This window comes from Paenibacillus sp. XP01 (assembly GCF_057364885.1).
Genome location: NZ_CP139481.1, coordinates 3,688,060 through 3,713,850 on the forward strand (window position 1 = coordinate 3,688,060; position 25,791 = coordinate 3,713,850).

23 protein-coding genes and 1 pseudogene are annotated in these 25,791 nt (G+C 44.3%); 4 read left to right on the forward strand and 20 right to left on the reverse strand.

The features are described 5' to 3' along the window. Nucleotides 1-111 precede the first annotated feature (111 nt). The 8 genes from SNR34_RS16655 to SNR34_RS16690 all read right to left on the reverse strand — a co-directional run bounded on the left by SNR34_RS16655 (nt 112) and on the right by SNR34_RS16690 (nt 6,909). Nucleotides 112-300 carry a hypothetical protein gene (locus SNR34_RS16655; protein ID WP_486179660.1) on the reverse strand — a complete coding sequence of 63 codons (189 nt, stop codon included), beginning with the start codon at nt 298-300 and terminating at the stop codon, nt 112-114. A 14-nt stretch (nt 301-314) separates the two neighbouring features. Further along, nucleotides 315-464: a hypothetical protein gene (locus tag SNR34_RS16660; RefSeq protein WP_343260397.1), complete on the reverse strand. Its 150-nt coding sequence runs from the start codon at nt 462-464 to the stop codon at nt 315-317. Nucleotides 465-787: 323 nt separating this feature from the next. Further along, nucleotides 788-1,522: an ABC transporter permease gene (locus SNR34_RS16665; protein ID WP_343260396.1), complete on the reverse strand. Its 735-nt coding sequence runs from the start codon at nt 1,520-1,522 to the stop codon at nt 788-790. A 10-nt stretch (nt 1,523-1,532) separates the two neighbouring features. After that, nucleotides 1,533-2,270, reverse strand: a complete 738-nt coding sequence (locus SNR34_RS16670) for an ABC transporter permease (protein ID WP_343260395.1) — start codon at nt 2,268-2,270, stop codon at nt 1,533-1,535. Beyond that, nucleotides 2,263-3,186 carry an ABC transporter ATP-binding protein gene (locus tag SNR34_RS16675; protein WP_343260394.1) on the reverse strand — a complete coding sequence of 308 codons (924 nt, stop codon included), beginning with the start codon at nt 3,184-3,186 and terminating at the stop codon, nt 2,263-2,265. The genes SNR34_RS16670 and SNR34_RS16675 overlap by 8 nt, the downstream gene beginning before the upstream one ends. A gap of 158 nt (nt 3,187-3,344) precedes the next feature. Beyond that, a complete protein-coding gene (locus SNR34_RS16680) occupies nt 3,345-4,268 on the reverse strand; it encodes a sensor histidine kinase (protein ID WP_343260393.1) in 924 nt (307 codons plus the stop codon). 2 nt (nt 4,269-4,270) lie between these two features. Beyond that, nucleotides 4,271-4,972 carry a response regulator transcription factor gene (locus tag SNR34_RS16685; RefSeq protein WP_343260392.1) on the reverse strand — a complete coding sequence of 234 codons (702 nt, stop codon included), beginning with the start codon at nt 4,970-4,972 and terminating at the stop codon, nt 4,271-4,273. A 1,055-nt stretch (nt 4,973-6,027) separates the two neighbouring features. Further along, nucleotides 6,028-6,909 carry a LysR family transcriptional regulator gene (locus SNR34_RS16690; protein ID WP_339272303.1) on the reverse strand — a complete coding sequence of 294 codons (882 nt, stop codon included), beginning with the start codon at nt 6,907-6,909 and terminating at the stop codon, nt 6,028-6,030. Between the two features lie 114 nt (nt 6,910-7,023). Between SNR34_RS16690 and SNR34_RS16695 the strand changes: the two genes are divergently transcribed. Beyond that, nucleotides 7,024-8,400, forward strand: a complete 1,377-nt coding sequence (locus SNR34_RS16695) for an MFS transporter (protein ID WP_486179661.1) — start codon at nt 7,024-7,026, stop codon at nt 8,398-8,400. 85 nt (nt 8,401-8,485) lie between these two features. Here the strand turns inward: SNR34_RS16695 and SNR34_RS16700 are convergent, their stop codons facing one another. From SNR34_RS16700 to SNR34_RS16710, 3 genes and pseudogenes are all read right to left on the reverse strand, one after another. Further along, nucleotides 8,486-8,995, reverse strand: a complete 510-nt coding sequence (locus tag SNR34_RS16700; RefSeq protein WP_486182473.1) for a GNAT family N-acetyltransferase — start codon at nt 8,993-8,995, stop codon at nt 8,486-8,488. 139 nt (nt 8,996-9,134) lie between these two features. Continuing rightward, a pseudogene (locus SNR34_RS16705) lies at nt 9,135-9,245 on the reverse strand (TetR/AcrR family transcriptional regulator); the annotation flags it as partial. A gap of 200 nt (nt 9,246-9,445) precedes the next feature. Continuing rightward, nucleotides 9,446-10,750 carry a helix-turn-helix transcriptional regulator gene (locus SNR34_RS16710; RefSeq protein WP_486179662.1) on the reverse strand — a complete coding sequence of 435 codons (1,305 nt, stop codon included), beginning with the start codon at nt 10,748-10,750 and terminating at the stop codon, nt 9,446-9,448. 160 nt (nt 10,751-10,910) lie between these two features. Between SNR34_RS16710 and SNR34_RS16715 the strand changes: the two genes are divergently transcribed. Continuing rightward, the gene (locus SNR34_RS16715) at nt 10,911-11,528 is read left to right on the forward strand and encodes a GNAT family N-acetyltransferase (RefSeq protein WP_486179663.1); all 618 of its coding nucleotides are present in this window, start codon (nt 10,911-10,913) and stop codon (nt 11,526-11,528) included. Between the two features lie 472 nt (nt 11,529-12,000). Here the strand turns inward: SNR34_RS16715 and SNR34_RS16720 are convergent, their stop codons facing one another. The 3 genes from SNR34_RS16720 to SNR34_RS16730 form a co-directional block, all read right to left on the reverse strand. Next, complete coding sequence (locus SNR34_RS16720) at nt 12,001-12,684, reverse strand: GNAT family N-acetyltransferase (RefSeq protein WP_486179664.1); 684 nt, start codon at nt 12,682-12,684, stop codon at nt 12,001-12,003. A gap of 510 nt (nt 12,685-13,194) precedes the next feature. Continuing rightward, the gene (locus SNR34_RS16725; RefSeq protein ID WP_486179665.1) at nt 13,195-15,159 is read right to left on the reverse strand and encodes a GTP-binding protein; all 1,965 of its coding nucleotides are present in this window, start codon (nt 15,157-15,159) and stop codon (nt 13,195-13,197) included. 784 nt (nt 15,160-15,943) lie between these two features. Beyond that, nucleotides 15,944-16,603, reverse strand: a complete 660-nt coding sequence (locus SNR34_RS16730; RefSeq protein WP_486179666.1) for a nitroreductase family protein — start codon at nt 16,601-16,603, stop codon at nt 15,944-15,946. A 369-nt stretch (nt 16,604-16,972) separates the two neighbouring features. Between SNR34_RS16730 and SNR34_RS16735 the strand changes: the two genes are divergently transcribed. Further along, entirely contained in the window at nt 16,973-17,314 is a 342-nt protein-coding gene (locus SNR34_RS16735) for a winged helix-turn-helix transcriptional regulator (protein ID WP_486179667.1), read from the forward strand. Between the two features lie 657 nt (nt 17,315-17,971). Beyond that, nucleotides 17,972-20,116, forward strand: coding sequence for an alpha/beta hydrolase (locus SNR34_RS16740; RefSeq protein ID WP_486179668.1), 2,145 nt, complete (start codon nt 17,972-17,974; stop codon nt 20,114-20,116). A 4-nt stretch (nt 20,117-20,120) separates the two neighbouring features. Here the strand turns inward: SNR34_RS16740 and SNR34_RS16745 are convergent, their stop codons facing one another. From SNR34_RS16745 to SNR34_RS16770, 6 genes are read right to left on the reverse strand one after another with little or no spacing between them, the layout of a single operon-like run. Further along, nucleotides 20,121-20,630 carry a DUF4188 domain-containing protein gene (locus SNR34_RS16745; protein WP_236412740.1) on the reverse strand — a complete coding sequence of 170 codons (510 nt, stop codon included), beginning with the start codon at nt 20,628-20,630 and terminating at the stop codon, nt 20,121-20,123. A 6-nt stretch (nt 20,631-20,636) separates the two neighbouring features. Beyond that, a complete protein-coding gene (locus tag SNR34_RS16750; RefSeq protein ID WP_486179669.1) occupies nt 20,637-21,200 on the reverse strand; it encodes a TetR/AcrR family transcriptional regulator in 564 nt (187 codons plus the stop codon). Then, nucleotides 21,200-22,180 (reverse strand): ABC transporter ATP-binding protein, encoded by a 981-nt coding sequence (locus SNR34_RS16755; protein WP_486179670.1) that lies wholly within the window; start codon nt 22,178-22,180, stop codon nt 21,200-21,202. The genes SNR34_RS16750 and SNR34_RS16755 overlap by 1 nt, the downstream gene beginning before the upstream one ends. Nucleotides 22,181-22,231: 51 nt before the next feature. Continuing rightward, nucleotides 22,232-23,401, reverse strand: a complete 1,170-nt coding sequence (locus SNR34_RS16760) for a radical SAM protein (RefSeq protein WP_486179671.1) — start codon at nt 23,399-23,401, stop codon at nt 22,232-22,234. Continuing rightward, nucleotides 23,370-24,482 carry a glycosyltransferase family protein gene (locus SNR34_RS16765; RefSeq protein ID WP_236412730.1) on the reverse strand — a complete coding sequence of 371 codons (1,113 nt, stop codon included), beginning with the start codon at nt 24,480-24,482 and terminating at the stop codon, nt 23,370-23,372. The genes SNR34_RS16760 and SNR34_RS16765 overlap by 32 nt, the downstream gene beginning before the upstream one ends. Beyond that, nucleotides 24,475-25,791: an ATP-grasp domain-containing protein gene (locus tag SNR34_RS16770; protein ID WP_486179672.1), complete on the reverse strand. Its 1,317-nt coding sequence runs from the start codon at nt 25,789-25,791 to the stop codon at nt 24,475-24,477. The genes SNR34_RS16765 and SNR34_RS16770 overlap by 8 nt, the downstream gene beginning before the upstream one ends.

Genomic DNA, 25,791 nt, shown 5'->3' on the forward strand with positions numbered 1-25,791 from the left:
ACCACGGCGCGATGAGTTCAAACATCTCCTTCGAGAACAACCATACTGCAGCCATGCTTCCAATGAGGTTCAGCGTAGAGGAGATGGCGATGTTCCAGAACGGTTTCAACGTCAAATGATTCCAAAGCCGTTATACATCACGCCGAACACTACCGCAGCAATACCGGCAATGCCGACCGCATTCCATAACAACGACACACGGACCGTTTCTCCTTGATAAAACAGAGTCAATAACAGCGCCACCCACAACAAGCTCAACGTAAATACCTGAAAAAGCGATTGTCTAAGTTCCTTGATCACGTCCAATTCCTCTTCTACATACTGGCATTGATGACTACAATGGATTGTTCTGCATGCCGGACGGCTTCCTCGCCCTTTTTCCAACGAATCTGTTCATCCGGATGCGTAGTGATTCTGGCTGCATTGCGTTCCATGGCCGAATCGGCTTCAAACGTGACTTTCACTTCTTGTTCCTCCTCTCAAAACCCATATTACAAGGGAAAACGAACTTATCCCATCCATCTGCGTTTAGTTGCATCATTCCGTAAGTTTGTTGCATGACGAACAAGCGAGGGCAACTTTTTGAAGGTCCGAAGTTCTTCTTCTTTGCTCTAAACCCCGTGTTAAAACATCAAAAGAGCGAAAAGCAGTGAATCCTCGATCTGCTTCTCGCCCCATGAAGTGGACCGAATCTTCAATTTAATATATACTAGTATTCCACTTCCGTATGCCACACAAAACACTGCACATAGTATTCGTACTACCTTAGGGTCAACCCTTCAATATTTCATTTTCTTCCACTATATATTAGCCCTTTTAGTATAAAGGCAGAAAGACAGCCACATAGCAACAAGGTTACAATACTTCCCATCCGGTTTTCAGTTGTAGTTTCATAGTAGCCGGAAAGACCAAATACCGCTGTAATAGGATAGAAGGTTTTTAGGGCATTAGACATGCTCATAAATATTCCGGCAAAAGAATACATTTCGGTTAATACTAATGCAAGCCAATAGCTCTTTTTCAAATGCGATACCAAAGCAATAATGGGCGAGATCGCAAGGAATACACCTAAACCGTTCAACAAATATGTTTTCAGAAAACCTAAAATCATTCCCGTCGATAAATCCGAAAAATGTAAAATAGCTTCCGTTGAAAATGCTATAGCAAAGAGCAGCAAGTAAATGAGTATGCTGAATGCGAAAGTAATAATCATTTTTGAAGCGGTTAATTTTGCTTCATTTATGGGAATAAGCCGCAGAGATTTTATAGTGTCCTCCTGTTCTTCACGACAAATCATATAACTGCCCAAAAGGGAAATGACCGCAGGAAGGACAAACAATGTTGCCCATGGTTGAATAACAGTCATATACCAACCTGCACTGTCTATATCTCGCTTGCCATCATACACAACTCCACCTGCTACAAAAACAATGACTGCTACCAGAACTGTTGCAAAAACTGTAATCCAAATAATCTTTGAACGGCGAAGCTTTTGAAGTTCCGCCCAAAGTAATTTTTGCATGATTTACACCTCACTTCCTCCTACCCAATGCGATGTTTGCAAGTAATACTGCAACAATACCCCAACAGCAAATGCATAGAACTGCTAAGGGAATGTTAATTGCCTGTGTAAATACAATGCCCGGAATATCTCTATTTCGTAAGACTATAACTGCCATACTGGATAACGGGTGCAGATACATATTTACCGAAATTATAAAAAAGCCGAAAAAGGTATAAACCAATGCTATACAAACCGGAAGAATATATCCTTTTTGAGATGAAGCTATTGCCAAAATCGGTAACATGGCAAAAGCAGTAATAAAACCAATCTCTATACATTTTTTCAGCAAATAAAAAACGCTTCCCCATTCAAATTCGACATATCCGGGAAGTACGCTGAACAGAACAGAAGCAAGGGCTGTAATTAGCATGAAACAAATGGAGTAAATCAAAACTACAAAAAATTTACTGAAAAAGTATCCCATTTTGCTGATAGGCACAATCCAAAGTTGTTTGAGCATATCATACTGATTTTCGTCGTACATAAGTACGGTGCAAAGCATTCCTAAAATAAATGGCAAGATAATCCAAAGCGTATAACCGAGTGCAGACCATTTATAAAACTGTATTGGATCAACACCTGTTTCCCCAAAATACTTGAAGTATAATAGTGCGAAAAACGGCATAATGAGGGCAGCCAACAACATTAGCCAGACAAGTTTCCTTCGACGCAGTTTAAGGAATTCTGTTTGAATAAGTCTAAGCAATCCCTTCTCCTCCTGTAATTTTTTTGAAATAGTCCTCTAAGGTATCATGACAAAGTTGAGAACTAATAACGGCGACATCCTGCATCACGAGAGCCTTGTTGATTGCTGCCATATCCAGAGTAGTGTCATAGAGCCGCAGCGAATGCTCACCCTGTATCTCATAGTCCTTTACACCAAACTGCCGCTCCAAAATTAAAGAGGCTCTGGGGACATCCGAAACCTGAAGCTGGATGTACTTCCTGTTTTTCTTTTCCAGTTCGCTCATGCTGCTTTCTTCCAAAAGAACGCCATGATCGATGACTCCAATATCATCAGCCAATAATGAGATTTCTGAAAGAATATGACTGGAAATAAGGATTGTCTTTCCGTGCGCGACGCTCAAATTCTTTATAAAATCTCTTACTTCTGTAATGCCGATCGGATCAAGACCGTTTGTAGGTTCGTCCAAAATAAGCAGTTCTGGATCATGCAAAATAGCGTTCGCAATACCAAGACGCTGTTTCATCCCAAGGGAATACTTACTAACCAGCTTTTTATCTTTATAAGGTAAACCTACCACTTTCAATGCGTTTTCCACTGCATGTGGGGCTGCTGTGCCACGCAGCTTCGCAAAAATCTCCAAGTTTTCCGTTCCCGTCAAATTTGGATAAAATCCCGGTGTTTCGATAATAGCACCGATACGAGGATATACTCGTTTTTCCCGGCCTTTGATATTCTTTCCGAATACATCTACCTCGCCAGACGTGATCGGAGTTAACCCTAAAATCATTTTCATGATCGTGGTTTTTCCGGCTCCGTTTCGCCCTAACAGACCGTAAATTCGGCCTTTTTTTACATGGAGATTGACTGAGCTAATTACTGTCTGATCCCCGTAAATTTTTGTAAGTTGTTTCGTTTCAATTACAAAATCATTCATCTAAAATCTCCTCACGCTCATTTATTTTGCTTTCGTACTGTGATAACCAAGTAGAATGAAGAAACAATCACAATGAGAAGTATAAAGCATTAACCTTGCCAAAACCTTGCCGGGACCTTGTTTTAATCTTGTTTTGACAGCAAGAAAGCCCTGTGGGGTCACAGGGCTTTCGGTAATAAAACCGTGAATGTAGTCCCTAAGCCAGGGGTGCTGGCCGCTGTAATCATTCCTTTGTGGGCGCTGACAAGTTCTTTGGCAATAGAAAGCCCAAGCCCGTTTCCTTTGGCAGACCTAGAGTGATCGCCCCGATACATTCGCTCAAAGACATGAGGAATATCTTCGGGTGAAATCCCTTTGCCGTTGTCTGTTACCATGATTTTTGCCTGCTGTGTATCCTCGGTAATGCACAGCACTACATGATTCGCCTCGCTGTGAGTCATAATATTTTGTAACAGGTTATTAAGGATACGGGTATATGCGTTTGGGTCAATCCGAAGGGAATATTCTGTTTCGGGTATCTCAATGTCATAATCTAATCCAGCACTTTCTAAAATGGGAACCCACTCTGCGATAATGTTGCGGGATAATTCGTTGAGGTCATATTGCTCAAAGTGAAAAATCTGTTCCCCCGCATCCAGCTTTACCCATTCAAATAAAGCTGTGACGAAATCTTTTAGGCGATGTGCTTTTTCAGAAGCTACATGAATATATTCGTCTTTTTCCTGTCCGGTTACTAACCCGTTTTCGATTGCTTCCAGATAGCCGACAAGTGAGGCCAAGGGAGTCTTTACGTCATGGGAAAGGCTTGTCATTAGGCGCTTATATGCCTGCTCTGCTTGTTTTTGCTGAATAAGCCGGGATTGGCCACTGATTGCAACTTCGTTGATGTCATAACAAATTTGTCTGGTTATATCGTTTTCACGTGCCAGAACACGGCGGTTGAGATTGCCGCTTTTTAAATCATCCAAAGCGTCTTTGATAAAAGAAAGCTGTTCCCGGAAATGATGCAACTTCAAAACAAGATACAGGGTAATCAACAGTGCAAGGACAAGTCCCAAAATCAGATAACCGTTTATACTCATACTCATGCCTCCTTGTTGAAGCGATACCCTACGCCACGCACAGTTTGGATATAAAACGGATGCTCTGGGTCTGGCTCAATCTTTTTTCGTAATTTACTAATAAAAGACATGATATTGCTGTCGTCAAAGGCGTAATCTTCTTCCCAGACCTGAGTGTAAATCTGTTTTTTGGTGAACACACGCCCTTTATTCGATGCCAGGAAGAAAAGCAGATCAAATTCCTTTCCAGTAAGCTCAATCATAGTGTCCTTCACAGTAACAAGACGGTTTGTTTTGTCAAGGACCATTTCTTTCAGCATCATGCACTCGGTGTCTATTCCCGTCGTAGGGTTTAAGGTAGTATAGCGGCGAATAAGGGAATTGACACGGGCCATCAGTTCGTTAATACTGAATGGTTTTGTCAAGTAATCATCAGCACCAAGCCGCAGCCCGGAAACTTTATCTTCTTCGTCACTTTTGGCGGTGAGCATCAGAACAGGGACATTGCTGGTTTCTCTAATTTTTTGAAGCACTTGAAAACCGTCCAAGTCGGACATCATAACATCAAGTATGATCAGCGAAAGGCTATCCCGATGTTCATCAACCAACCGCAGCCCTGTTACACCACCTGGAGCAATCAAAGCCAATAGATTTTCCTGCTCTACACATTTTTTTATAAGAGCGCACAGCTCTTTGTCATCGTCTATAATCAAAACACTAATCATGTTTCTGTTCCTTTCCTCGCTTTGTTCTACCGTCCCTCGGCTTTTCTGCATCTTTCGGAATGAGCCAAACGGATGCCATTTAACTGCACAGGGTATGCGACCGTTAGCCGTAGTAATAATTGGTCATTCGGGGAAATTGACCCCATTTTTTGCTTATTCTTTTAATGTGATGTAATCCATGCTCTAAAATAGAGATTGTACATCGTATTCTTCCATTATTCAATTTAATAAACCTTCACAATTCCAGAAAAGCGCCCGTTTAGGCTTAAGACTTTGAGCGAGATTTCGGTACCCAATAGCCCTCCATCGTGACAATCTCCTGATATTTTGACAATCGCAACGGCCACCCCCAAAACGAAACCTTCCATTCCTTCATTTGCTCTTCTATATATGTATGGATGACCTATAATGATTCCACTATCATTAATACCTCTCTCATATAGTCCTCTTTCCTTAATCTCACTATAATCTGATCGGACGCTTAAGGATTTGCTCGGTTTGCCTATATCGCGCAGTTATCTGGTGCGGATCGGCTTTGATTTACAACTTTGATGAAAATACTTCTGAATAGAAATACATTTGGAAGGAGATGATGCACGCTCAATGTGCCTTCTATCTCTTTGAAAACGTATACGGCTAGACTCTAACTTTAAGTTTTCACTTTTTCAGCTTAAAGGAATAACTAACGACCATCCTTGTCATGTTTAAAAACTTTGCGTATATTTTCGTTAAAATGTTGTTATTCTATCTCTAACTTGGTAGTAAACATAAGCATCCGATCAATTTTAAGAGGTTGTTATGCCTGCCATTCAGTAATAACCGTTTTTGCGTATCCTATGTAAACGATGTGAATGTCATTAACCTCCACCCATTTGCATTATTAAATAAAATCTTCAGTGTGTTTAGCTCATAGAAGAACATATCCACTATGATAAAGAGCCGCTAAATATAGCGACTCCAATAGAAATATAATCTTGCCCTTCCCCCTTATGGTATACATAGCTCATTTTTCTTCTTATTAGTTCAAATTAATTTTAAGAAGAATTATACATCATTTAATATTTTCCATAAAAATCAGTTAGAAACAGCTGAAATTCGCGCGCAGCTTGGGACAGGTAACGCGCATCATTCCATGCAACGGAAAACGCCCGCCTACTTTCCACGCCTTCAATCCGGAGTAAAGGGTAGGACGGAGGTTCATCGCTTTTACATCCGGGAATTAACGCTACGCCCAGACCGGCTTGGACGAGATGGCCTAGAGCGGCGGGCTCCTCCACCTCGCATACGATGTTCCGCTGTATGCCTGCCCGTTCTATAATTCCGTCGTTGACTTCGCGGAACGGATGGCCGTTTTTGTATTCGATAAACGGTTCGTCTGCCACCTCTTTCAAAGAAATGCTGTCCCTGTACGCAAAGCGGTGTCCGCGCGGGACAGCCAGAAATACCTCCGTCCACAGCACGGGCAGGTTGGAGATGCCTGGCTGCGGCGATGGCAGGGACCCGAATGCGAGGTCCACGCTGCCCTCCTCTAGCAGCTCTTTGATACTGTACGTTGCTGCGGGCGCAATTTGATTGATGCGGAAGTTGACCTCCGGATACTGGCTGCGAAAAGCAGCCAGCGCAGGCGAAAGGCGATTCAGCGTATTGGTTGCAATTACGATCGTTCCCCGTTCCAGCCCTGCCATATCCGTGATTTCCTTCCGTCCTTCCTCCAGCAAGCTCAATGCTGCCTCGGCTTTTGCAAGAAATGCTTTGCCAAAGTCGTTAAGCCGAATTTGACGGTTGCTCCGGTCGAACAATGGCACGCCCAAATCCTCTTCCAGCCTGGATATTGTCTTACTGAGAGCGGGCTGCGCGATATGCAGCTGCTCTGCCGCTTTGGTCATGTGCCCCAATCTGGCTGTTATGCGGAAATAGTGAAGCTGCAGCAGTTCCAAGTTTTCACCTTCTTTTCATACACTAAAAGTTATGGATAGTGGACTAAATATATATTTTTCATTATTTATTTAACAGTATAAAATACGGAGTGACTAAAAGAAAGGGTGATTTCCATGAACGTAAAAAAACTATTGTATATCCTCGCCTTCACGTTGATTCTGTCCTCCATGAGCGCAACCATGTTTAATATTGTGCTACCCAAAATGGGAGAGGAATTCGGCTTGTCCTATTCGCAGGTGAGCTGGGTATCCGCCATTTACCTTTTGGTCTATGCTATTGGCTCTGTAGTCTATGGCAAGTTGGCCGATCTGATCAAGCTGAAAAACCTAATGACCTTTGGCCTTTTGCTTTTCGCCATCGGTTCGTTGATCGGGCTAATCTCCCAGGACTATTGGATGGTGATCATAGCCCGGGTCCTGCAAGCTTCTGGAGCTGCGGTCATCCCTGCCTCGGCGATGATCGTTCCGGCAAGATACATTCCGGCAGAACGACGTGGCTGGGCGCTGGGAATAACGGCGAGCGGTTTGGCCATCGGGAATGCACTTGGGCCGATCGTATCCGCCCTGCTCGTCAGCTTTGCCCATTGGCGCTGGTTGTTCTTCCTGCCGCTGCTTCTTGTTTTTACATTGCCTTTGTATCGCAAATATCTCGGAGATGAACAAGGGGACGGTGGTAAGCTGGACTGGATCGGGGGAGGTTTGCTGGCGGGAACTGTAGCATCTCTTATGTTGGCGATTACGTTCTCGGATTGGAGAGCGGCTGTTCTTGCCGCAGTATTCTTGCTGTTGTTCCTTTTCCGCATTTCCAAGGCGGATACACCGTTCGTCAATCCTGCCTTGTTCCGAAACAGCCGCTTTTCGTTGAGCTTGACCATTGCATTTGTGGTGATGGCAATAAGCTACTCACTACCTTTTCTTACTCCGCAGCTGCTGGCGGATGTCCACCGGCTTTCGCCGAATTTGATCGGGTTTGCCATGGTGCCTGGAGCTGCGGTTGCGGCCATTTTGGGGCGAAAAGCGGGTAGACTGGCAGATTCCAGAGGAAACAATGCGTTATTTTCATTAGCCGGCGGGCTGCTCGTGACATATTTTTTACTGCTGTCTTTTTTTGCTGGTTTGCCGCCCGTGCTTGTTGCTTTATTTCTTGTTTTCGGGAACGTTGGGCAAATATTCATGCAAATTGCAGTATCCAATACGATAGCAGGTACACTGCCCAAGGAACAGATGGGAATCGGAATGGGACTGTTCTCGATGGTAAATTTCATATCCGGCGCCGTGGCAACGGGGGTTTACGGAAAAGCCATCGACCAAGGCGCGACCTTTCGCCTCAATCCGTTTTATGATTACGCGGATTCATATGTGTATAGCAACTTGTATACATTATTAGCGTTCGTCGTCTTGGGGGTGTGGACCATCTATTGGATCTGTTTTCGTAGCGGGGCGCCTATAAGTCCAAGCGCAAAGAACGTTAAGAAACAGGCAGCGAGCTAATGAAATGCTAGCAGAAAAAAACACCTCCGGCAGTATGAGTAGTAAGCTCACGTCTCTTATACCAATGACGTGGGCTTTTTGGAATTTATACTCCGTCCCCGACCCTCAATCTCCAGTCATTACATCGTATGGTAGTACCAACAGGGTATTCAAAATCATATTCACCAATAAGAGAGAAGCCGAGCTTGCGACAAATGGCATTAGAGGCAGGATTGCTGATTTTAGGAAAAGCATGAATGAATTCATGTTTCTTTTCAGAATGGATCGAAGCTATGGCTTTTGCTGTTGCTTCTGTGGCGATCCCTCTGCCTTGGAATACTGGTAAAACACTCCATCCCACCTCATAAATCGATTCTCCTTGCCAAGACTGATCCCAATAGCCCACACTGCCAACAACCTCAAGACTCGGAAATAGGAGAATCTTAAACATTCGTCCTGTGCCTCTTTCAGCGATTTCACAATAGCGCCTATGACGAGTTACGAGTTTTTCCTCAGTTTCTGGACCTCCAAGGTGCGCTGTCATCTCTGGCGAATTTAATTGGCGAAGTAAACCTAGATCCCCTTCATTCCAAAGTTCAATGATTACTTTTCGCATATTACTTTGTTCCGTAATGTTACTCACCTCACTGTTTTTTTCGATCGAAACAAAACTATAAAACATCTGCTGTTTTCATTTTAATCATACCGGAACATACATTCTTAATCCATCTAAATTCACCTCAATAAGCAACCTACGCTTCTGCCGCAATTTGATTAATCGTGATGCTCTCGAATTCCTTTTCTGACATTAGCCTCATAAAAGCATCACTAATCGCTTGCCTTGATTTTGAAATACGCTTGGCCATAATCCTTCTCCCCTTTACCCCATTCAAAAAATGGTCACTTTGAAGTCCTGTGTTGAAAACTCAACAACCCCGCAACTGCTGCAGTTCAACGGTCAATTACCGTCAGATCTGCTCTTTTCGTTTTAATTCTAAATACTGAATAACCATGACGCATTCATTCATGACTGTTTAAGCCTTCACGCTCTTCGATGAGATCAACGTTAACGAATTTCAATTGTCCACCCCTTCATATGTTCTGACCCATAAGTAAGGGTATAGTTTTGAAGCAGCTGCTGAATTGTTGCGAACTGCTCTGAAATAGCTTTATTACTTGTTCTCACAATAAATACAGGATGAATATCGTTTTCGCTAAATTTATTAATAATCAATGTCAGAAATTTAATATTACTTTTGTGAGAATTTAAGTTCTCTTCGAATCCAAAAACTTTGTATGGACTTGAGTCATTAGCTTGAAGAATCAATTGTAGATGCTTATCTAAATTACCCGTGAGAAATTCAGATACTTTTATCAGGTATGGAGAGTTTGATTTTTGATCATAAGGTTCAAATAAATCAATATGGATTCGCTTATTTTTTTCATTGCAAATTGCTTCATGACTGTAAAATAATTCACTATGCATTGGAATAACTAATGTTGGATCGATTATTTCCCTACAGAGTTCTATCTCCTCTTGCTTTTTTTTATTTTCTTTTCGAAATTCTTTCGGTCCCTCTGGGAAAATCTTATTAAACTTTTGATAAAAATATCTCGGAGAAGAAAAACCACTCTCGTTTGATATATCAACAAGGCTTAAATCTGTCGTTAATAATAGTTTGATCGCATGCTCAATTCGTAAGTAATGAAGTAGATTTTGCAGCGTATCTCCTATTAATAACCTGAATTGTGATGATAAATAATCTAAATTTAAATATTCCTCTGTAATTTTGGCAATTTCATTCAAAGATGCCTTGTTGGTATAGCCCTTGAAATGAAATAAATAATTATATATTTTCTCCATTCGTTGCAGCTTGGTTGAGTTTCCTGCGAAAATTCTTTTGACATCAAAATTCGTCATGAGTATATCCAACAATTTTTCGATAATTTTTATTAGGGTTAAGTATCGTATCTCACTCTTGTTTACAACTGGAGATATTAGTCTGCATATTGCTTCATTCGTTTCTTTTATTCGCTCTGACCCTAGATATATTCCAGGGCTGAATTCATGAGCAAACCAAATTTTTGATATATCCGAACAATAATCTTTTGCGAATTCAGCATCTATATTTATTTGGAGAACTAAATTATTTTCATTAGTCTGCAATAGACGATGAACTTGATTGATATTGAAAATTTCAATGGCACCCTTACCTAAGCTTCTCTCTTCGTCTGCAATTGCAATGTGAATGCTGCCTTCCAATACAATAACCACTTCAATGGAATTACTCCAACGAAACGGTTCATCTCTAACTCTTAGAAACTGTACGTTTAAAGGAGTACTCTGGGCCAAATAGCTCTTACTACTCATCGTTTATTCCCACCTTTTAAATCAACTGTCATTAAAAGCAGCCTGAGTCTAAGAAATGTACCAACAAGTCAAAGAAATGTGAATTGTTCATTTTGCTTCATTTTAGGAAAATGAAACATGGAACATCAATGAACTTTAAAAAAGATTGGGGGAACTAACATTGAATCAAGTTGAGCTCACTTCCAAGCTTAATCTCCAACAACAAAAACACGTTGCAAATTTATTTTACGAAGCTTTTCCATTGAAAGTAAAATATCTTTGGTTTTATGGAAAAACTAAAGAGCAAGCAGTTGAGCTATTAGCTCAATCCATTCAATTTGAACAAGGCATATATGCAATAAGAAATGGAGAAGTGGTTGGGTTTCTCGGATATAATATTGGAAAAAAAGCCTTTGTGCCTGCCAATTATATCGCTTTTCGGAAGGTTTACTCTCCATTCGCAGCGATTTGGCGATTTGTTTTTTATGCTGTTTATTTAAGGTTTCATTTGTACAGGGAAGATATATTGCATATTGATCCTATTGCTGTGTCTGAAAAAGCTCGTGGCAACGGGATAGGTAAGTTGTTATTAAACAAGGTAGAACAAATTGCAAAAAACAAGCAAATTCCCAAGATAAATCTAGAGGTTGTTGACACTAATCCGTCAGCACAAAAATTATATGAACGTTACGGTTATGTTATCAAAAAAGAGCTTAAATCGGGCTCGCTTACTGTAAAAGCTGGCTTTAGGAAAGTGATATTTATGCAAAAGAGTTTAGATATCCCTACGACAACCTAATCTGATTGACGAAAACAGCTGCTGAGCGCTCCAGTTCCTTGTACTCGTTATTGATGTCTTTCTAAAGATACAAAGTAAATCGTGTTATTGAGGTAAGTCGATTACAATAAATTTGCCCCATAGTTGATTAAAGGCAGCTGACCATATTGATCAGCTGCCTATTTTGATTGTATTAAGCTGTCGTTTCCCCGTTAGATTCGCAGACTTCAATCGTATAAACCATGCCAAAACAGTTATTCTATTATTATTCTATTATTAACTCACCCTATACTCTTTATCCACTTATTCACTATAAATATGAATGGTTAATGAATTTACAGGTAAAATAACGATTAGAGATACGCCTAATTGCAATAGGAACATGTTCTTGTCCAACACGGTAATCGGGTACATGGTCTTGTACCGAAAAAAAAGCCGCTAATATAGCGACTTCAATGGGAGTATGTGCTTGTCCCTCGAGATTAAATTCGGTCTAACTCTTCTTGTAAGCAGCCTTATGAAAAGCATTGATATAACCAAACAGTGCTTCGCCATCATCAGGCACATCCGTATTTCCATCCAGTGGCAGCATCATTGCCTGATAAGGCTCTGGCACCATTCTATATTGATGAACATAGGAAGTTAGGACGAACCCGTTGCGTTGCCAAAACTGAATGCGTTCCTGATGAGCCTCCGTTGTGCCGGATTCCGCCTCGATAATCATACCTTTGATCCCGTGTTCCTTTAACCCCCAGGCTCTGAGCTGCTCCAGCATCCAAGTCCCGATACCCGATCCGCGCAGCTTCTGTTTAACCGCGAGGTAATCGATGATCAGGATGCGGTTCGCTGCCTTCCCCGCCAGTCCAGTAACAGCCATCGCAACCACTTCTCCATGATGCACGCCCGTGTGTAAGTAACCAATCCCCCGGTCCAGCATACTGCGCAGAATCGCTTTTGTCTTGGCGCCGGTTGGAAAAGCCTCATGATAGATCCGCTCCATCCGCGCCCACAATGCTTCATCCCACGCCTCTATAGTAGTAAACTCTAATTCCAGCATCTCATTCGCCTCCAGATTTTTATCATAACAAATTCCGCCTCTGCTAATACTGTTAATGCTGCTGCTGTTTTTATTTATTCCGTGTAATCGGTTGAGTACAATTTTTTTGAGATTATCCATTAAACAAATTATTTCTCTGGTTGGGGGGAAATAATGCCCTACTTCAACAGGATATGTTCGTCGTCTTTTCCTAAGCAATAAGCAGATAAACCTAAACAAGGGAACCGGCTCAGGGCCAGTCTAACATAGAGAACATAATAATTGGCTTATACTTATATTAACCATAGGAGTTGTCGTCATTAAAAGTATATTGATTCCATCGATAATGGCAAACAAATGCTGATCAATTACGAAATGTTCGTGGAAGACTTTTCTGAGAGAATGACTATGTACACCAACTTGTTAGTGTAATTGGAGCATAAAATAGATGGCCTTCTCGTAAAGTTGGTAAAAAGCAAAAAAGCACCAGCACCTGCTTCGCAGGGATCTGGTGCTTTCAGAGAATTGTATTCAATACGATTAGTATAATCTACGATCCTAAGGCTCGTCAGCGCTCGGAATTTCGTAATATTGCTCAAGCCGTGAAGACCTATAATTCCATAAATCCCCATGTCAGTCCCCTAATATCATTCAAGGTTCTAATTCAAGGTGCATCTTGGCTTCCGCCTCATCCCATGGCACCGAGTAACCCGCCCCCTTGGCGCAAAAGATGGAGGAAGATGTATACAATGGGTCTGCCCCTTTGCGGTAGCCCATACGCTCTATGACTTCCTCCGTATTATGGCAGCGGTCGTAGCCGCCGAACACGCAGCGGATGCTGCCTCGTCCATGCGTAAAGGATGCAAATTCGGCACTGTAGTTCATGAAAGTCGACACAGGCACCCTGCCCGTGACCACCGCTTGCGTTCCGGCTGTCTCCGGCGGATTAAAAATACCTGAAGCACGCTGAATATCGGACAGCACCCTGCCCATTTCATCGATAGCGACTTTGATTTTGAAATCGTAATAGGGCTCCAGCAGCACGTTGTCCGCCTTCTCCAGACCCTGCCGTAGTGCTCGAAAGGTAGCCTCACGAAAATCGCCGCCATGGGTATGTTCTTTATGCGCGCGGCCCCTCAGCAGCGTGATGTTCACATCGGTGACCGGCATGCCGGTCAGCAGTCCGTGATGCTCCCGTTCGTAGAGGTGATTCCGAATCAGATTCTGATAGCTGACATTCAGATCATCGGCATGACATCTGCTATCGAACGTGATGCCGCTGCCCCTTTCTCCCGGTTCAATCAGCAGATGCACTTCCGCATAATGTCTGAGCGGTTCGAAGTGTCCGTACCCTTTCACAGCCGATTCAATCGTTTCCTTATACAAGATTTCCGGTTGTCCAAAAGAGATCGCAAAGCCAAACCGCTCTCTAACAAGCTGCTCCAGCACTTCCAGTTGAATCAATCCCATGACGCGGATCGAAATCTCCTGCAATTTCTCATCCCAAACGACGTTCAGAGACGGCTCCTCCGCCTCCAGCGTGCGAAAAGCACCGAGCACCTTCTGTACAGGTATCGAATTGTCGAATAATACCTTCGATTGTAACGTCGGCTCCGAATCGTAAGCTAACTTGTCGGATATCGCCCCCAGGCCTTGTCCGGTCTCGGCGGCGGACAATCCGGTAACCGCAAACAAATCGCCGGCTTCTACTTGTTCCACCGGCTGCGATTTAAGGCCGTTAAACAAGAAGAGCCGCGTAATTTTTTCATCATATTGAACCCCGCCGCTCTCATAACGAAGCTGTTCTCTCACCTTCAACCGACCACCCAGTGCCTTAATGAACGTGAGTCTCGCTCCGCCTGCATCGTGCCGAATTTTATACACCCGCCCCTGGAACGAAGCATCCCCGTCATAAGCGGTTGTCGTCAGCAGATGCAGCTGATCCAGAAATTCAATGACGCCTGTATCCTGAAGCGCAGAGCCGTAAGCACAGGGGAAGAGAAGACCGGCCGCGATCATCCTCTGCAAAGCCTCCAGCCAGAAGCCAGAATCATCTCTCCCCCCCAGGAATGCTTCCAGCAAGGCTTCGTCCCGCTCCGCCATGGCCTCACGCAGCGGCTCACCGATGATGCCGTCAGCGAAGCCCTGTGTAATGCAACATACTTCCCCTGTCAACTGCTGACGGATATCCGCCTCGGTTCTGCCTGCATCCCCTCCGATCCGATCCGTCTTGTTGATAAAGAAAAACGTCGGAACCCGATGCTTGCGCAGCAGCTGCCAGACTGTCTCAGTATGGCCTTGGACGCCTTCAACTGCGCTTACAATCAGAATGGCATAATCAATGACCTGAATCGTTCGCTCCATCTCCGGGGAGAAATCGACGTGTCCTGGCGTGTCTATTAAATAGTAGCTGTCTCCTTTATATTCTATTACCGCCTGATCTGCGAACACCGTAATGCCCCTTGCCCGCTCGATGTCGTGGCTGTCCAGAAACGCATCCTGATGATCCACCCGCCCTCGCGACCGGATACTGTTCGTATGGTACAGCAGCTGTTCCGCAAAAGTAGTTTTACCTGCATCCACATGGGCGAACAGGCCAATCGTTAGTCGCTTCATCGAATCCCACTTTCACCATTTCTTGTTTTTACTGCTCATTTTATTAAAGCATAAAAATCGGGAGAGTGGGTAGGAGTCCGTTTGGAGAGAGAGTTCGATATCGTCCCAGCGAGAAACACTAGTTTCTTGACTTCTCTTTCCTGCTATACTCAACCACGTAAATACTACCTGACATGTGAATGGATTATCGATTTGGTGTGAATGAATTCACACTTACATCAAGGAGTAATCTATGCCAACAAATACTTTCTTTCGTTTAGATGAAGCAAGGCGCGAGGAAATATCTAATAGCGTTATGCGTTATGCATTTTTTTGTTGAAAATCTTTATGAGGATATGACAGTAATAAAATTCCCTTTTCCAGCTTTTCCTTACCGACCATCTTTGATCGTTTTTTACAAGTCATAATGGACTCCGGTGGGAAAATCAACAAACTTCGACTTCTTAGCCTTTAGAGGATTCATCCCTAGCCCTATGTAAATATCTCCGGTGATTGTTGAATCCGTCGCCGCAATAAGTGATGGCCAGGATGATTGATCAGGAGGAGTTCCGAATATTTTCATTAATAGCAGTCCGAATGCTTTGGTCCCCTTCGGTGTGTTTCTTCCGTACTTGATCATCTTGGTCTTTTTCGGTTTCTTCACTGTGACTCCATGGTTGAATGTGACCGTTCCGAATTAATCCGAATACCCTAAAAAATGCACCTCCAATTGTTAGTTGTGTCTAACAATTGGGGATGCAGTTCATATCCTTGGGTGTCTTTTATATTGCTTGAATGAATAATATCATGCCTTAGGTATTTCATTGAAGAAAGTGACATCTTCAATCGGTAATCTTACCGTTCGGTGTCCGGGCTTCGTCGCCTTACCGATGGCGATAAGCATAACAGGAGCGTATCTCTCTGGAATATCGAACGCCTCTACAAATTTAGTTTGGTCAAAGCCGCCCATAGGGACCGTATCATAGCCTTTAGCACGGGCGACAAGCATAAGCTGCATGGATACCAACCCACTGTCAATAAGTACTTTTCGGAGAACATTTTCTTGAGACATGCCCGCGAACAGTCTTTGGTAACGTTCCACGAATGATTTAGCTGTCTCTTCAGGCATGTAACCCGCATCGACCGCCATTCCATAAATTTTCTCGGCCAATGTGTACCCTTCCAAATCTCCGAGTACCGCAATGACTGCTGAAGCCTCAATCACTTGCTGCTGGCTGTTGGCGATAGGAAGCAGTTTTTGCTTCAGCTCCTGCGAGTCGATTACAAGGAACCTCCACGGCTGCAGATTGGCGCCTGACGGAGCCAACGTAGCTTGCTGCAAGATTTCTTTCATTTCCTCCCGTGGGATCATTACTTCAGTATCAAAGCAGCGTATGGACCGCCGCTCTTGAATAATGTTAAAAAACGGCTGCTCCACCTTTTGGTTCGGTTGTACAAAAGACATTCTTCTCTCCTCCTCATACTCACTATCCTCAATTGAGTCACAGTTAACAATCTCATTTACTCTGTAAGAAACAAGCCCTAAATTTCATTTCACTTTTCTTTGAAAGGATATCCGGAATCGATTAATTCCGGGAATAGCTTGCGGACACTAGAGGTGTCCAATTCCAAAATCAATATCTTTTAGTTCACATAGCCATACTCCTCCCTAAGCTTTATAAGACTAATTCTGCTTTAGTTAAACCACATAGCACTGCAGTAAAATAAGTCTTATTGTTACTATAAATTATTCAATATATAATCTAAAGTAGACACATTATTTTAATATAGCCTTATAAAGTAGACTAACTATATTATAGTAAGGAATGATTTTGTGGATATAAGCAAAGAGAACGAACTATGCCTCATCTCCATTTGCGAAGCTTTAGAGGTTGTTCGCGGAAAATGGTCTATTTTGGTACTTACCTTACTTAGTTTGGGTCCGCAGCGATTTAATCAAATGCGAAGAAATTTAGACAACGTCAGCATCAAGTCTTTAACGGATGCCCTGCGTCATTTGGAGCAGCATGAAGTAATCAACCGCCAGGTGTTGCCTACATCACCTGTCACCGTTGAGTATTCGCTAACGGATAAAGGAAGGGCATACACACCCGTACTTCGGGAATTACGCATATGGGGTGAGACCTGGGGGAGAGAAACGTCTGAAGAATGTTGATGATCGCGAACCCTCCTTAGGTTAAGCTGTTCCATAACTTCTCTAACCGGACTGCCGCTAATCTAATATGAATTGCATTCATCGATATTTACACTGTGGCCACGAAAAAACTCCTTCAAGAAAATGCAACCATGTCGTAAGGTATGGACATCATCTTGGAGGTGTTTTTCATTTAATTAGGTTACATATCTGCATCAACTCATGCTTGGATCTTAGCCGCGGTAACCACTCACTCTCATGCAAATATATGCCACCAAGCGGGGTTTGTCCTCTTGTGGGAGATTGGGAAACATCAACTATTCATTTTGGTAACTTCTAACCGTCAGTAGAATGGTATTCAGTTCACTATTTTGCATTATTCAGTACCGCATGCTATTATTCTTTCTGTACTACTGAATAATGAACAATAGCTTGATTTGCGATCTATTTCCAACCTTGACCGGGCCGTGATCTCTTTATTCATTAATGGTGGTGTGATTTATCTAGCTAAAGGTCATCCGTTAGCGGACTGGCGATAACTTGAAAGGCGGTAACATCCATGTTTAACATTAGTTCAAAAAATGACAAGAAAACACTCAGAAAACGGCTGTCAAAGTTTCCTCTTCCACGTATCTCTCCCCTTCCGTCGGGATGGAAAGGAGCTATTTTGGAGTTTCTATGGTTACGTTGTTCATTTGTTTAGTGCAAGCTTTCTATTACCTTGGGTCACGAGGGGTTCAGGACTACTTCGTTGGTACAATATTATCGATTCTGGCCGTTCTTGGACTCACGGGTCTTATTGCAGGCGTGTTGCACTGGGCTAAAAAAATGCCTTCTCGGTATGTTTGGTTCCTGCTGGCATCTATTGGTTTACTGTATCTCAGTTTTTTAGGACCCATACCGTTAACGTTATCCATTCTTTTATGCATCCTCTTCTCCTTTTCTTTACTTGGAGCCTTGCTTTATCGATTCATAAAGGGTTCGTATCGCAAAGCTGCAAGGTGGGTAAAAGTAACAGCAAGTTCAGGGATTGCTGCGGTGTTTATTTTCATTTGTGTACTGGGATATTGGCTCACTTGTGGAGGTTTTGCCGAGTTAGATGTTCAGTATCCTTTACAAACCGTCAAGACTGCGGACAATTACTCAAACTCCGTGGCCAATCCGGCTGAACCTGGTACATTTCGTGTAAATTCAGTGACCTATGCAAGTAATCCAACGTATCGCAAAGATCTTGATACCCAAGGTCATCTAACGACAAAGACTGTGGATGGATCGGCATTTGTAGGAAATTGGTCTTCCAGACGTACGAACACCTTTGGGTTCGGTCCAGAAGCGATGCCGCTGAATGGCACGGTTTGGTATCCTGAAGGCGACGGCCCCTTCCCGCTTGTCCTTGTTGTACATGGTAACCATCTTGCGACCGAGTTCTCTGATCCCGGATATGCCTATTTGGGAAAATTACTGGCAAGTCGTGGATATATCTTAGCTTCGATCGATGAGAATTTTCTGAATATTTCTCCGTACGATGATCTGTTTATTTTAGATGGATTGGAGGGTGAAAACCGTGCACGAGGTTGGTTACTGCTCGAACATTTAAAAACATGGGAGTCATGGAATGCTTCTGAAGGAAATCCGTTCCATGGCAAAGTAGATATGCAGCATATTGCACTGATGGGACATTCCCGTGGGGGTGAGGCCATCACTACGGCAGCCGCGTACAATCAAATGACAACATATCCCGAAGATGCAACCATCAAGTTTGATTACCATTTTAATATTCAATCCCTTGTCTCGATCGCAGGTACCGACATGCAGTACCAACCGGGCGGACAACCCATCGAGCTTCATGATATCAACTATTTGTCCCTACATGGCTCCCACGATATGGACATCAATTCGTTCGTTGGAGCGAATCAGTATTTTCGTACACGCTTTACTGAAAATAGTCATTATTTCAAATCATATGTGTACATATACGGTGCAAATCATGGACAATTCAACACGGTTTGGGGCAGATCCGATGCTGCCGGGATCGGAAACATGTTATTTAATAACTCCGAGATCCTTCCTGGTGAACAACAAATTCAAGCTGCAGAAGTATTGATTTCGTCCTTTTTGGAAGCCACATTGAGGAACAATCATTCGTATCGGACGGTATTTCAAGATCTAGGATACGCCAAGGAATGGTTGCCAGAAACCATGTATATCAGCAATTATTGGGACGGAAACACGACCACCCTCACTAATTATGAAGAAGATTCCGATCCGGGGACAACCACGTTACCCGGCGGGCGTTTGGAAGGAGACTCCCTAAAGGTCTGGAAAGAAGACAAAGTAAAGATGGAACTGTCGGATGAACAGTATAGCGCGGTTTTCTTGGAGTGGGATAACAGATCGGCTTCCTCCACTCCTGTATATAAGGTCATATTGCCGGATTCGGGGATCGATATATCTGACACAAGTACTCTTGTTTTTTCCATCGCTAACCATGATACCGGGCAAGAAGCTCATGAAGCAGACACTTTGGTCGACCTAACGATCTCCGTTGAAGATGAAACTGGAAACGTGAGTCGCTTGCCACTTAGCAATTTTTCACCCCTTCTCCCCATGTTCGAAGGTGTTCTTGCCAAGCGGCCGTTAGGATTCTTCCAAACGATTAAGGAACCGATTTTTCAAAACTTTGCTTTCGATATGAATGATTTTATTAAAGCCAACACCAATTTAGTGCCCGAACGGATCCGCAAGATTAGTTTTATTTTTGACCAGACCACCAAAGGTAATATCTTAATGAAAGACATCGGTATTCGGAATGATAAAAAATAAATGACTATGGATTTGGAGGTGTAGGCACAGCGGGTTCTCCATCGCGGCCAAGCCGCCGGCTTGCCGTTTCTCTACGACCCGTTGCCGGGACGTGAGTTCCCGCTTTTGCCAAACCAAACGTCGGCATATTGTTGTACATACATTCATATTGCCCTTCTGGGACCAGATAGGTTTCGTGAAAAATACCTACATCTCCTCCTGTTCCAATTTTGCGGTTGAAATCCCTCCATGCCTTCAAATGGTTAGCTCCGTGTCGGGCATAGTGCTCCAAGTGTTCAAAGCTTCTCCAATATTGAATGAGTGTAAGTCCCCGTCCAGAAAAGTGATAGGAACCTTCCATGAACCCGAGCTCCTCTTTGTTCCGGTACAGTTCCTGAAGCATCGGGGACATGGCATTCATAACAGGCAGCCATTTATGTACCGCCCACCACTTGTTAATCCGAAAACCAATCACGAACACAACGAAGGAACCCTCCATATGTGCGGTATACCGACCTGCAATCACGTTACCCATGCTTATTCACTCCTTCTCCTTAATTTCAAGCAAACCCATATGCGTTTCATAGAAGCGACCGATATCCGTAGAATTGTACAATTGAGCCGTCAGGAACGCACCATAAAAAATGGTGAAACAGATCTGTACAGCTTGTTCCAAGGTAAGAGTGTAATGGAGCTTCCCAGCTTGCTGTTCATCCCTCATGAACTGTTCGAATAAAACAAACATATTAGGCGATTGACTTCCTGCTTCCTCTTGGCCCGGAAAGAGCAGCGATACTTCAGCCCGACTCAGCTCAGGCATGCAAGGCTGCATGTTCTGTTCTGCGAGAAAAGAGATCAAACTCGGCATCATTCCCGGTCTTACTTGATACTCCTTAGCGACCTCGGACAGCAAATGGCGGAATGCATGAAATCCTTTTTTCCCTTCCTGTTCGATTTCGATTATCCGTTCAGTGAGCCAAACCCGCATAAAATAAATAAGGAGATCCTCTTTACGTTGATAAAACTTGAAAAAAGTGACCTTGGATATTTCAGCTCTCTTGCAGATATCCTCAATCATGACCTGGCTGAACATCCGATCCTTCATTAAGGATAATCCCGCTGATACAAGGATACAACTACTTCCTCGATGGGAATATCTTCGATCGTAATATCTTCAACCGGGTAGTGCGCAAGCAAATCCCTGGAAGCCATGCTAATGCGGTCCTTACTTATCTCCAGCGTGGCCTGAAATCCGTCCGCTTGGCGCACCTTCCCGTACAACTGCAGCTGTCCAGCCGCTACGTATTGCTTAAATTTCAACTGTATAATTTTCGTGTCGTTCAAGACATCGTCGATTCGCTTCAGATCCCCATCGAAGACAAGCCTGCCATCATTGATAATAATCGTCCGCTTGCACAGATCCTCAATGTCCTTCATGTAATGACTTGTCAAAATAATCGTTGTCTTGTGCTGTTCATTGTAATACTTCAAAAACTCCCGTACCTTTTTCTGTGTAACAATATCGAGCCCGATCGTCGGCTCATCCAGGAAAAGCAACCTCGGTTTATGAATAAGCGCTGCAAGGAGCTCCATCTTCATACGCTCACCTAGTGATAAACGCCTTACCTGAACATTCATAATGTGCTTGACGTCCAGCAGTTCGATCAGTTCGTTCAGTGTTTGTTTGTACAGCCGATCTTCAACCTGATAGATATATTTGTTTAGCAAAATGGATTCCGCCGCAGGCAAGTCAGCCCATAGTTGGCTCTTCTGCCCCATTACGATAGCGAACTGCTTTTTGAATTCCTTATTTCGCTCGTAAGGCTTGAAGCCCAGTACGATAAGCTCGCCGCTAGTTGGATGTAAAATACCGGAGAGCATTTTCAGCGTCGTCGTTTTGCCTGCCCCATTAGGCCCGAGGAAGGCAACCATCTCCCCCTCTTCGATCGAAAAGGAGATATTTTTCACCGCTTCCTTGGTCAAGCTTTTTCGATAAAAGAGATTTTTAATGGAATGAAGCATCCCTACTTCTTTTGTGTAATAGGTGAAGTTTTTAACTAACTGCATCACATGGATCGCTGTCAATTGCGTTCCCCCTTAACAAATAAAATGAACTTAGAAGGTGACCAAGAACGTTTACCGGCCGTAATGATAGAGCAACCCGCAACGGGAACAGACCGGCATCAGTCCACAAGCTAATACCTCGCGGTGTTTGGCGAAATTCTCCCCGTGCCAAACCTCCTTGACATCCACATCGCGGATGTTGCCGACCGCCATCTCAGGAAAGAACTTGCAAGGAGTGACGCTCCCGCTTGGCAAAACGTCCATACGGGTGGAGATCGCTAAGCATTCTTTCTTATTCATCCCAGTTATTTGGACGCCATTGATAAAATCCTCTATCTCGTCTTGCTCTAACGCAGGCAAAAAGCGAACCCTGCTTCCCCATGTGTGCTCAGAGACGCGGCGAACCTCCTCCTTGAGCGCACCCACCTTGTCGCCAGAAAGGCGATAAGTGAATGAATGCCAACTGCAGCCGCCCTGACGGATTGGATCCATCCAGTCAAACTCCCTGATGAAGAAGTCGTCCATCTCCGATGCCGACTCCGGTGCGATATACCACGGGTATACAAAGTACACCGAGTCCACGCCAAGCTCCTCGAAGAACTTCATAAAATCAAACATTTTTGGAATCATGAGATCATTCATCGTCAAGCTGACCGATACTCTGCCCTTAAAAATGCCCTTCCGCTGCAACTCCAGCAGACGTTCTATGGCACTGACCACCTTCTTGTAGGTCCCTCTACCCCGAATCGCGTCGTTCTCAGCCTCGAAGCCCTCCAGGCTGGCTAGAACGACAAGTCCCTCACCGATCTTGAGCAGTGAATCTAACTTTTCCTCCAGAAGAATCGCGTTTGTACAAATCGTCGTCGTCCGCTGATCGCGTTCCAGCAGACTCGCAATCTCATCGAACTTGCTATGGTATAACGGCTCTCCGCCCCAAAGATAAACTTTCGATTTCTTCTCATGGGTAAAGGCAAGGAGTTTATCGACCAACGCGACATCGATTTCTTTACCTTGCTCCTCCTTGGACATGTCCCAGTGAAAGCCGTCCGCGTTCCACTCGTAGCAATGCTTGCAACGCAAGTTGCATCCGTTGTTCAGCTTGATCCCGATATCTTCCGGGATCTCCATCGCATAGCGACTATCGGTAGCTCGAAGCCGACTGACCCGGGACATATTCATAATGGTACGTTTCAGGTCGTTAAACACACGCTCATCGAACTTCCGAGTCGTTTTTGGCTGCATCATTTACACCTCCATAAGTTTTGCAATACTCGCGGGCGTTTAGTAGGTTACCATGAGCCCGTTCCAATATTTCAATGTCGAATCCCTGCGTTTTCCAATCCTCAAAGAAAACGCCGAAGCCTTGCTTAATCCAATAATCAGCATTGGCTGTTTCGTGCCTGCCAAAGGGCTCTAGAAAAACCATAGGCGTCGCAGCGGCGAATGATTCCATCAAGGAATAGCCACCCGGCTTACTGATAACGGCTGCGCATCGTCGTATTCGTTCAAATAGCAGGGGAACAGTTCCGCTGTCTAAGTAAATGGGCATCTCTCCATGTTGAATCTTAGCCATTGGAGGAAAACCGAATTTCCCCAGTCTATTCCTCAGCCACGGGCTCCACGTGGGGTCGTTCCGATAGTAGCAAATGCGGGCATCAGGCTGGATATCCTCGTCAAAATAAGCCACAACATCCAGCTCCATACCGCCTTCAAGCAGGTCTCGAACAGCCTGCGGGTAAGTCCCGATTCCCCAGCCGCCACCATGAGCCACCATCCTCTTTTCCCGCTGGCGAAACGGGATCGGTGCTTCGTCCGTCATCGGAAGTTGTAATTCAAAGCGCTTCTTGGTCGGTTCGTAAAACCAAATATGGTTATAGCGCTCGCTTCGAGATCCATAGACCAAATAAGATGGCGAAAGCGAAGCATCGAGATGGAGCATGTCGACATCGAGCTGAGTTCCAACAAACCGTTCATATTGTTCCAAAATCGGGATCCAGAACCCAGTTAACGCAACGAACGACGTCCGGCGCTTACGGGACCAATCTTCCAGCAGTAGCTGTACCTTAACGGGATCCAGGCAATCCGAAATATCGCGAGCCAATTCCACACTCTTTCGGGCGATGGCGAAATTATCATGAAAGGCCTTACGATAAGCCGGCACCTTATTCTTGACACCGTCGAGATATACATTTTCGAGCACACAGACTTCGTTCGAAATGCCAGAACGGTCCAAGTGAATGCCTAGCTGCACGGCGGGCATGTACACACCTAGTGAGTTACCGGATCCGAGTATAGTGACACAAGGCTTCAGATGACTATCCATACCATTTGCCTCCCTGGACTTCAAAACGTTCCCTTACCCTGGCGATCAAACTTTTCTGCTCCTGCACATCTCGCGCGATAACAAACAGATAGAGCCTGCCCTTGATGAAACTGCCTTCACTTAACTTCTGTGGGTAATCCGATTCACCATAGCCAGCAAACAAACACGCCGGGGAAAGCGGGACGATGCCCTCGCCGGTATCATTAGGGTATAAAATGCCGTCAGACTTCAGCTGCCGCAACCACTGCCCGTAATCGAATCGGTGTCGACTACCTACCGATCGAAACGTAAATATTCCGTGCTCCCCATTATCGAGCCGCCGACCCAGATAATGGCTGATCAATCCCATCGATTGACGAGCGTTGATCTCTACAATCGGTACCAGTGTGCCGTCCTTCAGTATCATAGAGTCAACGCAAACATGGCCGAAGTAACCATCTTTATACAGCGAGGAAGCAAGCTTCTCTATAACATCAAAATAACCGTTCTGTATAAGCGAATCGACATGCGCCTCCTCCATCTCTTGCGATCCCATGTACGCAAACTGTCGGTTGAGGATTCGTTGCAGGCCGACGATCCGAAAAGACCCGAATGCATCAATCGAGAATTGACAAGAAAAATCATATTCCACATCAAGGAACGGCTCAACGAGAAAAGCCGTCGAGGACCCGTTTTGCTCTTGTTTACGCAAGTAGCAGACTACACGCTCCAGGGAAGCCAAGGTTTTAAAAAGCATGTTGCCTTTACCAGCCACGCCAAAGGGATCCTTGATCAGTACTCCCTCCGTCCGCTCCAAAATCCCCCGTCCTGCTGCAGCCAATTCATCCGCGCTGAACACAGGTTGGCTGTAAGAGCTACCAAGCAGTCTTTTAGCAAGATCGGCAGAATACAACTTGGAATTCACCCGTCTAACGTCTGTGAGCGCGGGCAACCTGCTTGAATAGTTGTACCTGTCGATCAGTTCATGGACGTAAGGTACAACCGAAAAGGGAGTCAGTTCGCGGAACCGTTTCAACCACTCGTCGGTCTCCGGAACTTCGTACAGAGCGCGAAATAGATTTGACTCATGGATTGGGACACCCGCGCTAAGCTGTGTAAAACGAAAGCCGATGTGCGCCAAATAATCCTTGTGCGCCTCATCCATCGCAAAACGGGTCAACAGTGTATCCTCCGGGCCGCATAAGGAAACCAACAATTCATCCATAGCCATTACGATCCGCGACCGCGACGGATCAGGAATAAAGGGCAACCTACTGTTCCCTTCTTCACGCCAATAGGTTTCCGAATCAAAGGTGCCGGCAAACAACAT

Bases quoted from the DNA above. Each gene is read 5' to 3' on its own strand.
- SNR34_RS16665 (WP_343260396.1), bottom strand. From the start codon at position 1,522: ATGCAAAAATTACTTTGGGCGGAACTTCAAAAGCTTCGCCGTTCAAAG.
- SNR34_RS16675 (WP_343260394.1), bottom strand. From the start codon at position 3,186: ATGAATGATTTTGTAATTGAAACGAAACAACTTACAAAAATTTACGGG.
- SNR34_RS16680 (WP_343260393.1), bottom strand. From the start codon at position 4,268: ATGAGTATAAACGGTTATCTGATTTTGGGACTTGTCCTTGCACTGTTG.
- SNR34_RS16685 (WP_343260392.1), bottom strand. From the start codon at position 4,972: ATGATTAGTGTTTTGATTATAGACGATGACAAAGAGCTGTGCGCTCTT.
- SNR34_RS16695 (WP_486179661.1), top strand. From the start codon at position 7,024: ATGAACGTAAAAAAACTATTGTATATCCTCGCCTTCACGTTGATTCTG.
- SNR34_RS16700 (WP_486182473.1), bottom strand. From the start codon at position 8,995: ATGCGAAAAGTAATCATTGAACTTTGGAATGAAGGGGATCTAGGTTTA.
- SNR34_RS16710 (WP_486179662.1), bottom strand. From the start codon at position 10,750: ATGAGTAGTAAGAGCTATTTGGCCCAGAGTACTCCTTTAAACGTACAG.
- SNR34_RS16720 (WP_486179664.1), bottom strand. From the start codon at position 12,684: ATGGATAATCTCAAAAAAATTGTACTCAACCGATTACACGGAATAAAT.
- SNR34_RS16725 (WP_486179665.1), bottom strand. From the start codon at position 15,159: ATGAAGCGACTAACGATTGGCCTGTTCGCCCATGTGGATGCAGGTAAA.
- SNR34_RS16730 (WP_486179666.1), bottom strand. From the start codon at position 16,603: ATGTCTTTTGTACAACCGAACCAAAAGGTGGAGCAGCCGTTTTTTAAC.
- SNR34_RS16740 (WP_486179668.1), top strand. From the start codon at position 17,972: ATGGTTACGTTGTTCATTTGTTTAGTGCAAGCTTTCTATTACCTTGGG.
- SNR34_RS16745 (WP_236412740.1), bottom strand. From the start codon at position 20,630: ATGGGTAACGTGATTGCAGGTCGGTATACCGCACATATGGAGGGTTCC.
- SNR34_RS16750 (WP_486179669.1), bottom strand. From the start codon at position 21,200: ATGAAGGATCGGATGTTCAGCCAGGTCATGATTGAGGATATCTGCAAG.
- SNR34_RS16760 (WP_486179671.1), bottom strand. From the start codon at position 23,401: ATGCAGCCAAAAACGACTCGGAAGTTCGATGAGCGTGTGTTTAACGAC.
- SNR34_RS16765 (WP_236412730.1), bottom strand. From the start codon at position 24,482: ATGGATAGTCATCTGAAGCCTTGTGTCACTATACTCGGATCCGGTAAC.
- SNR34_RS16770 (WP_486179672.1), bottom strand. From the start codon at position 25,791: ATGTTGTTTGCCGGCACCTTTGATTCGGAAACCTATTGGCGTGAAGAA.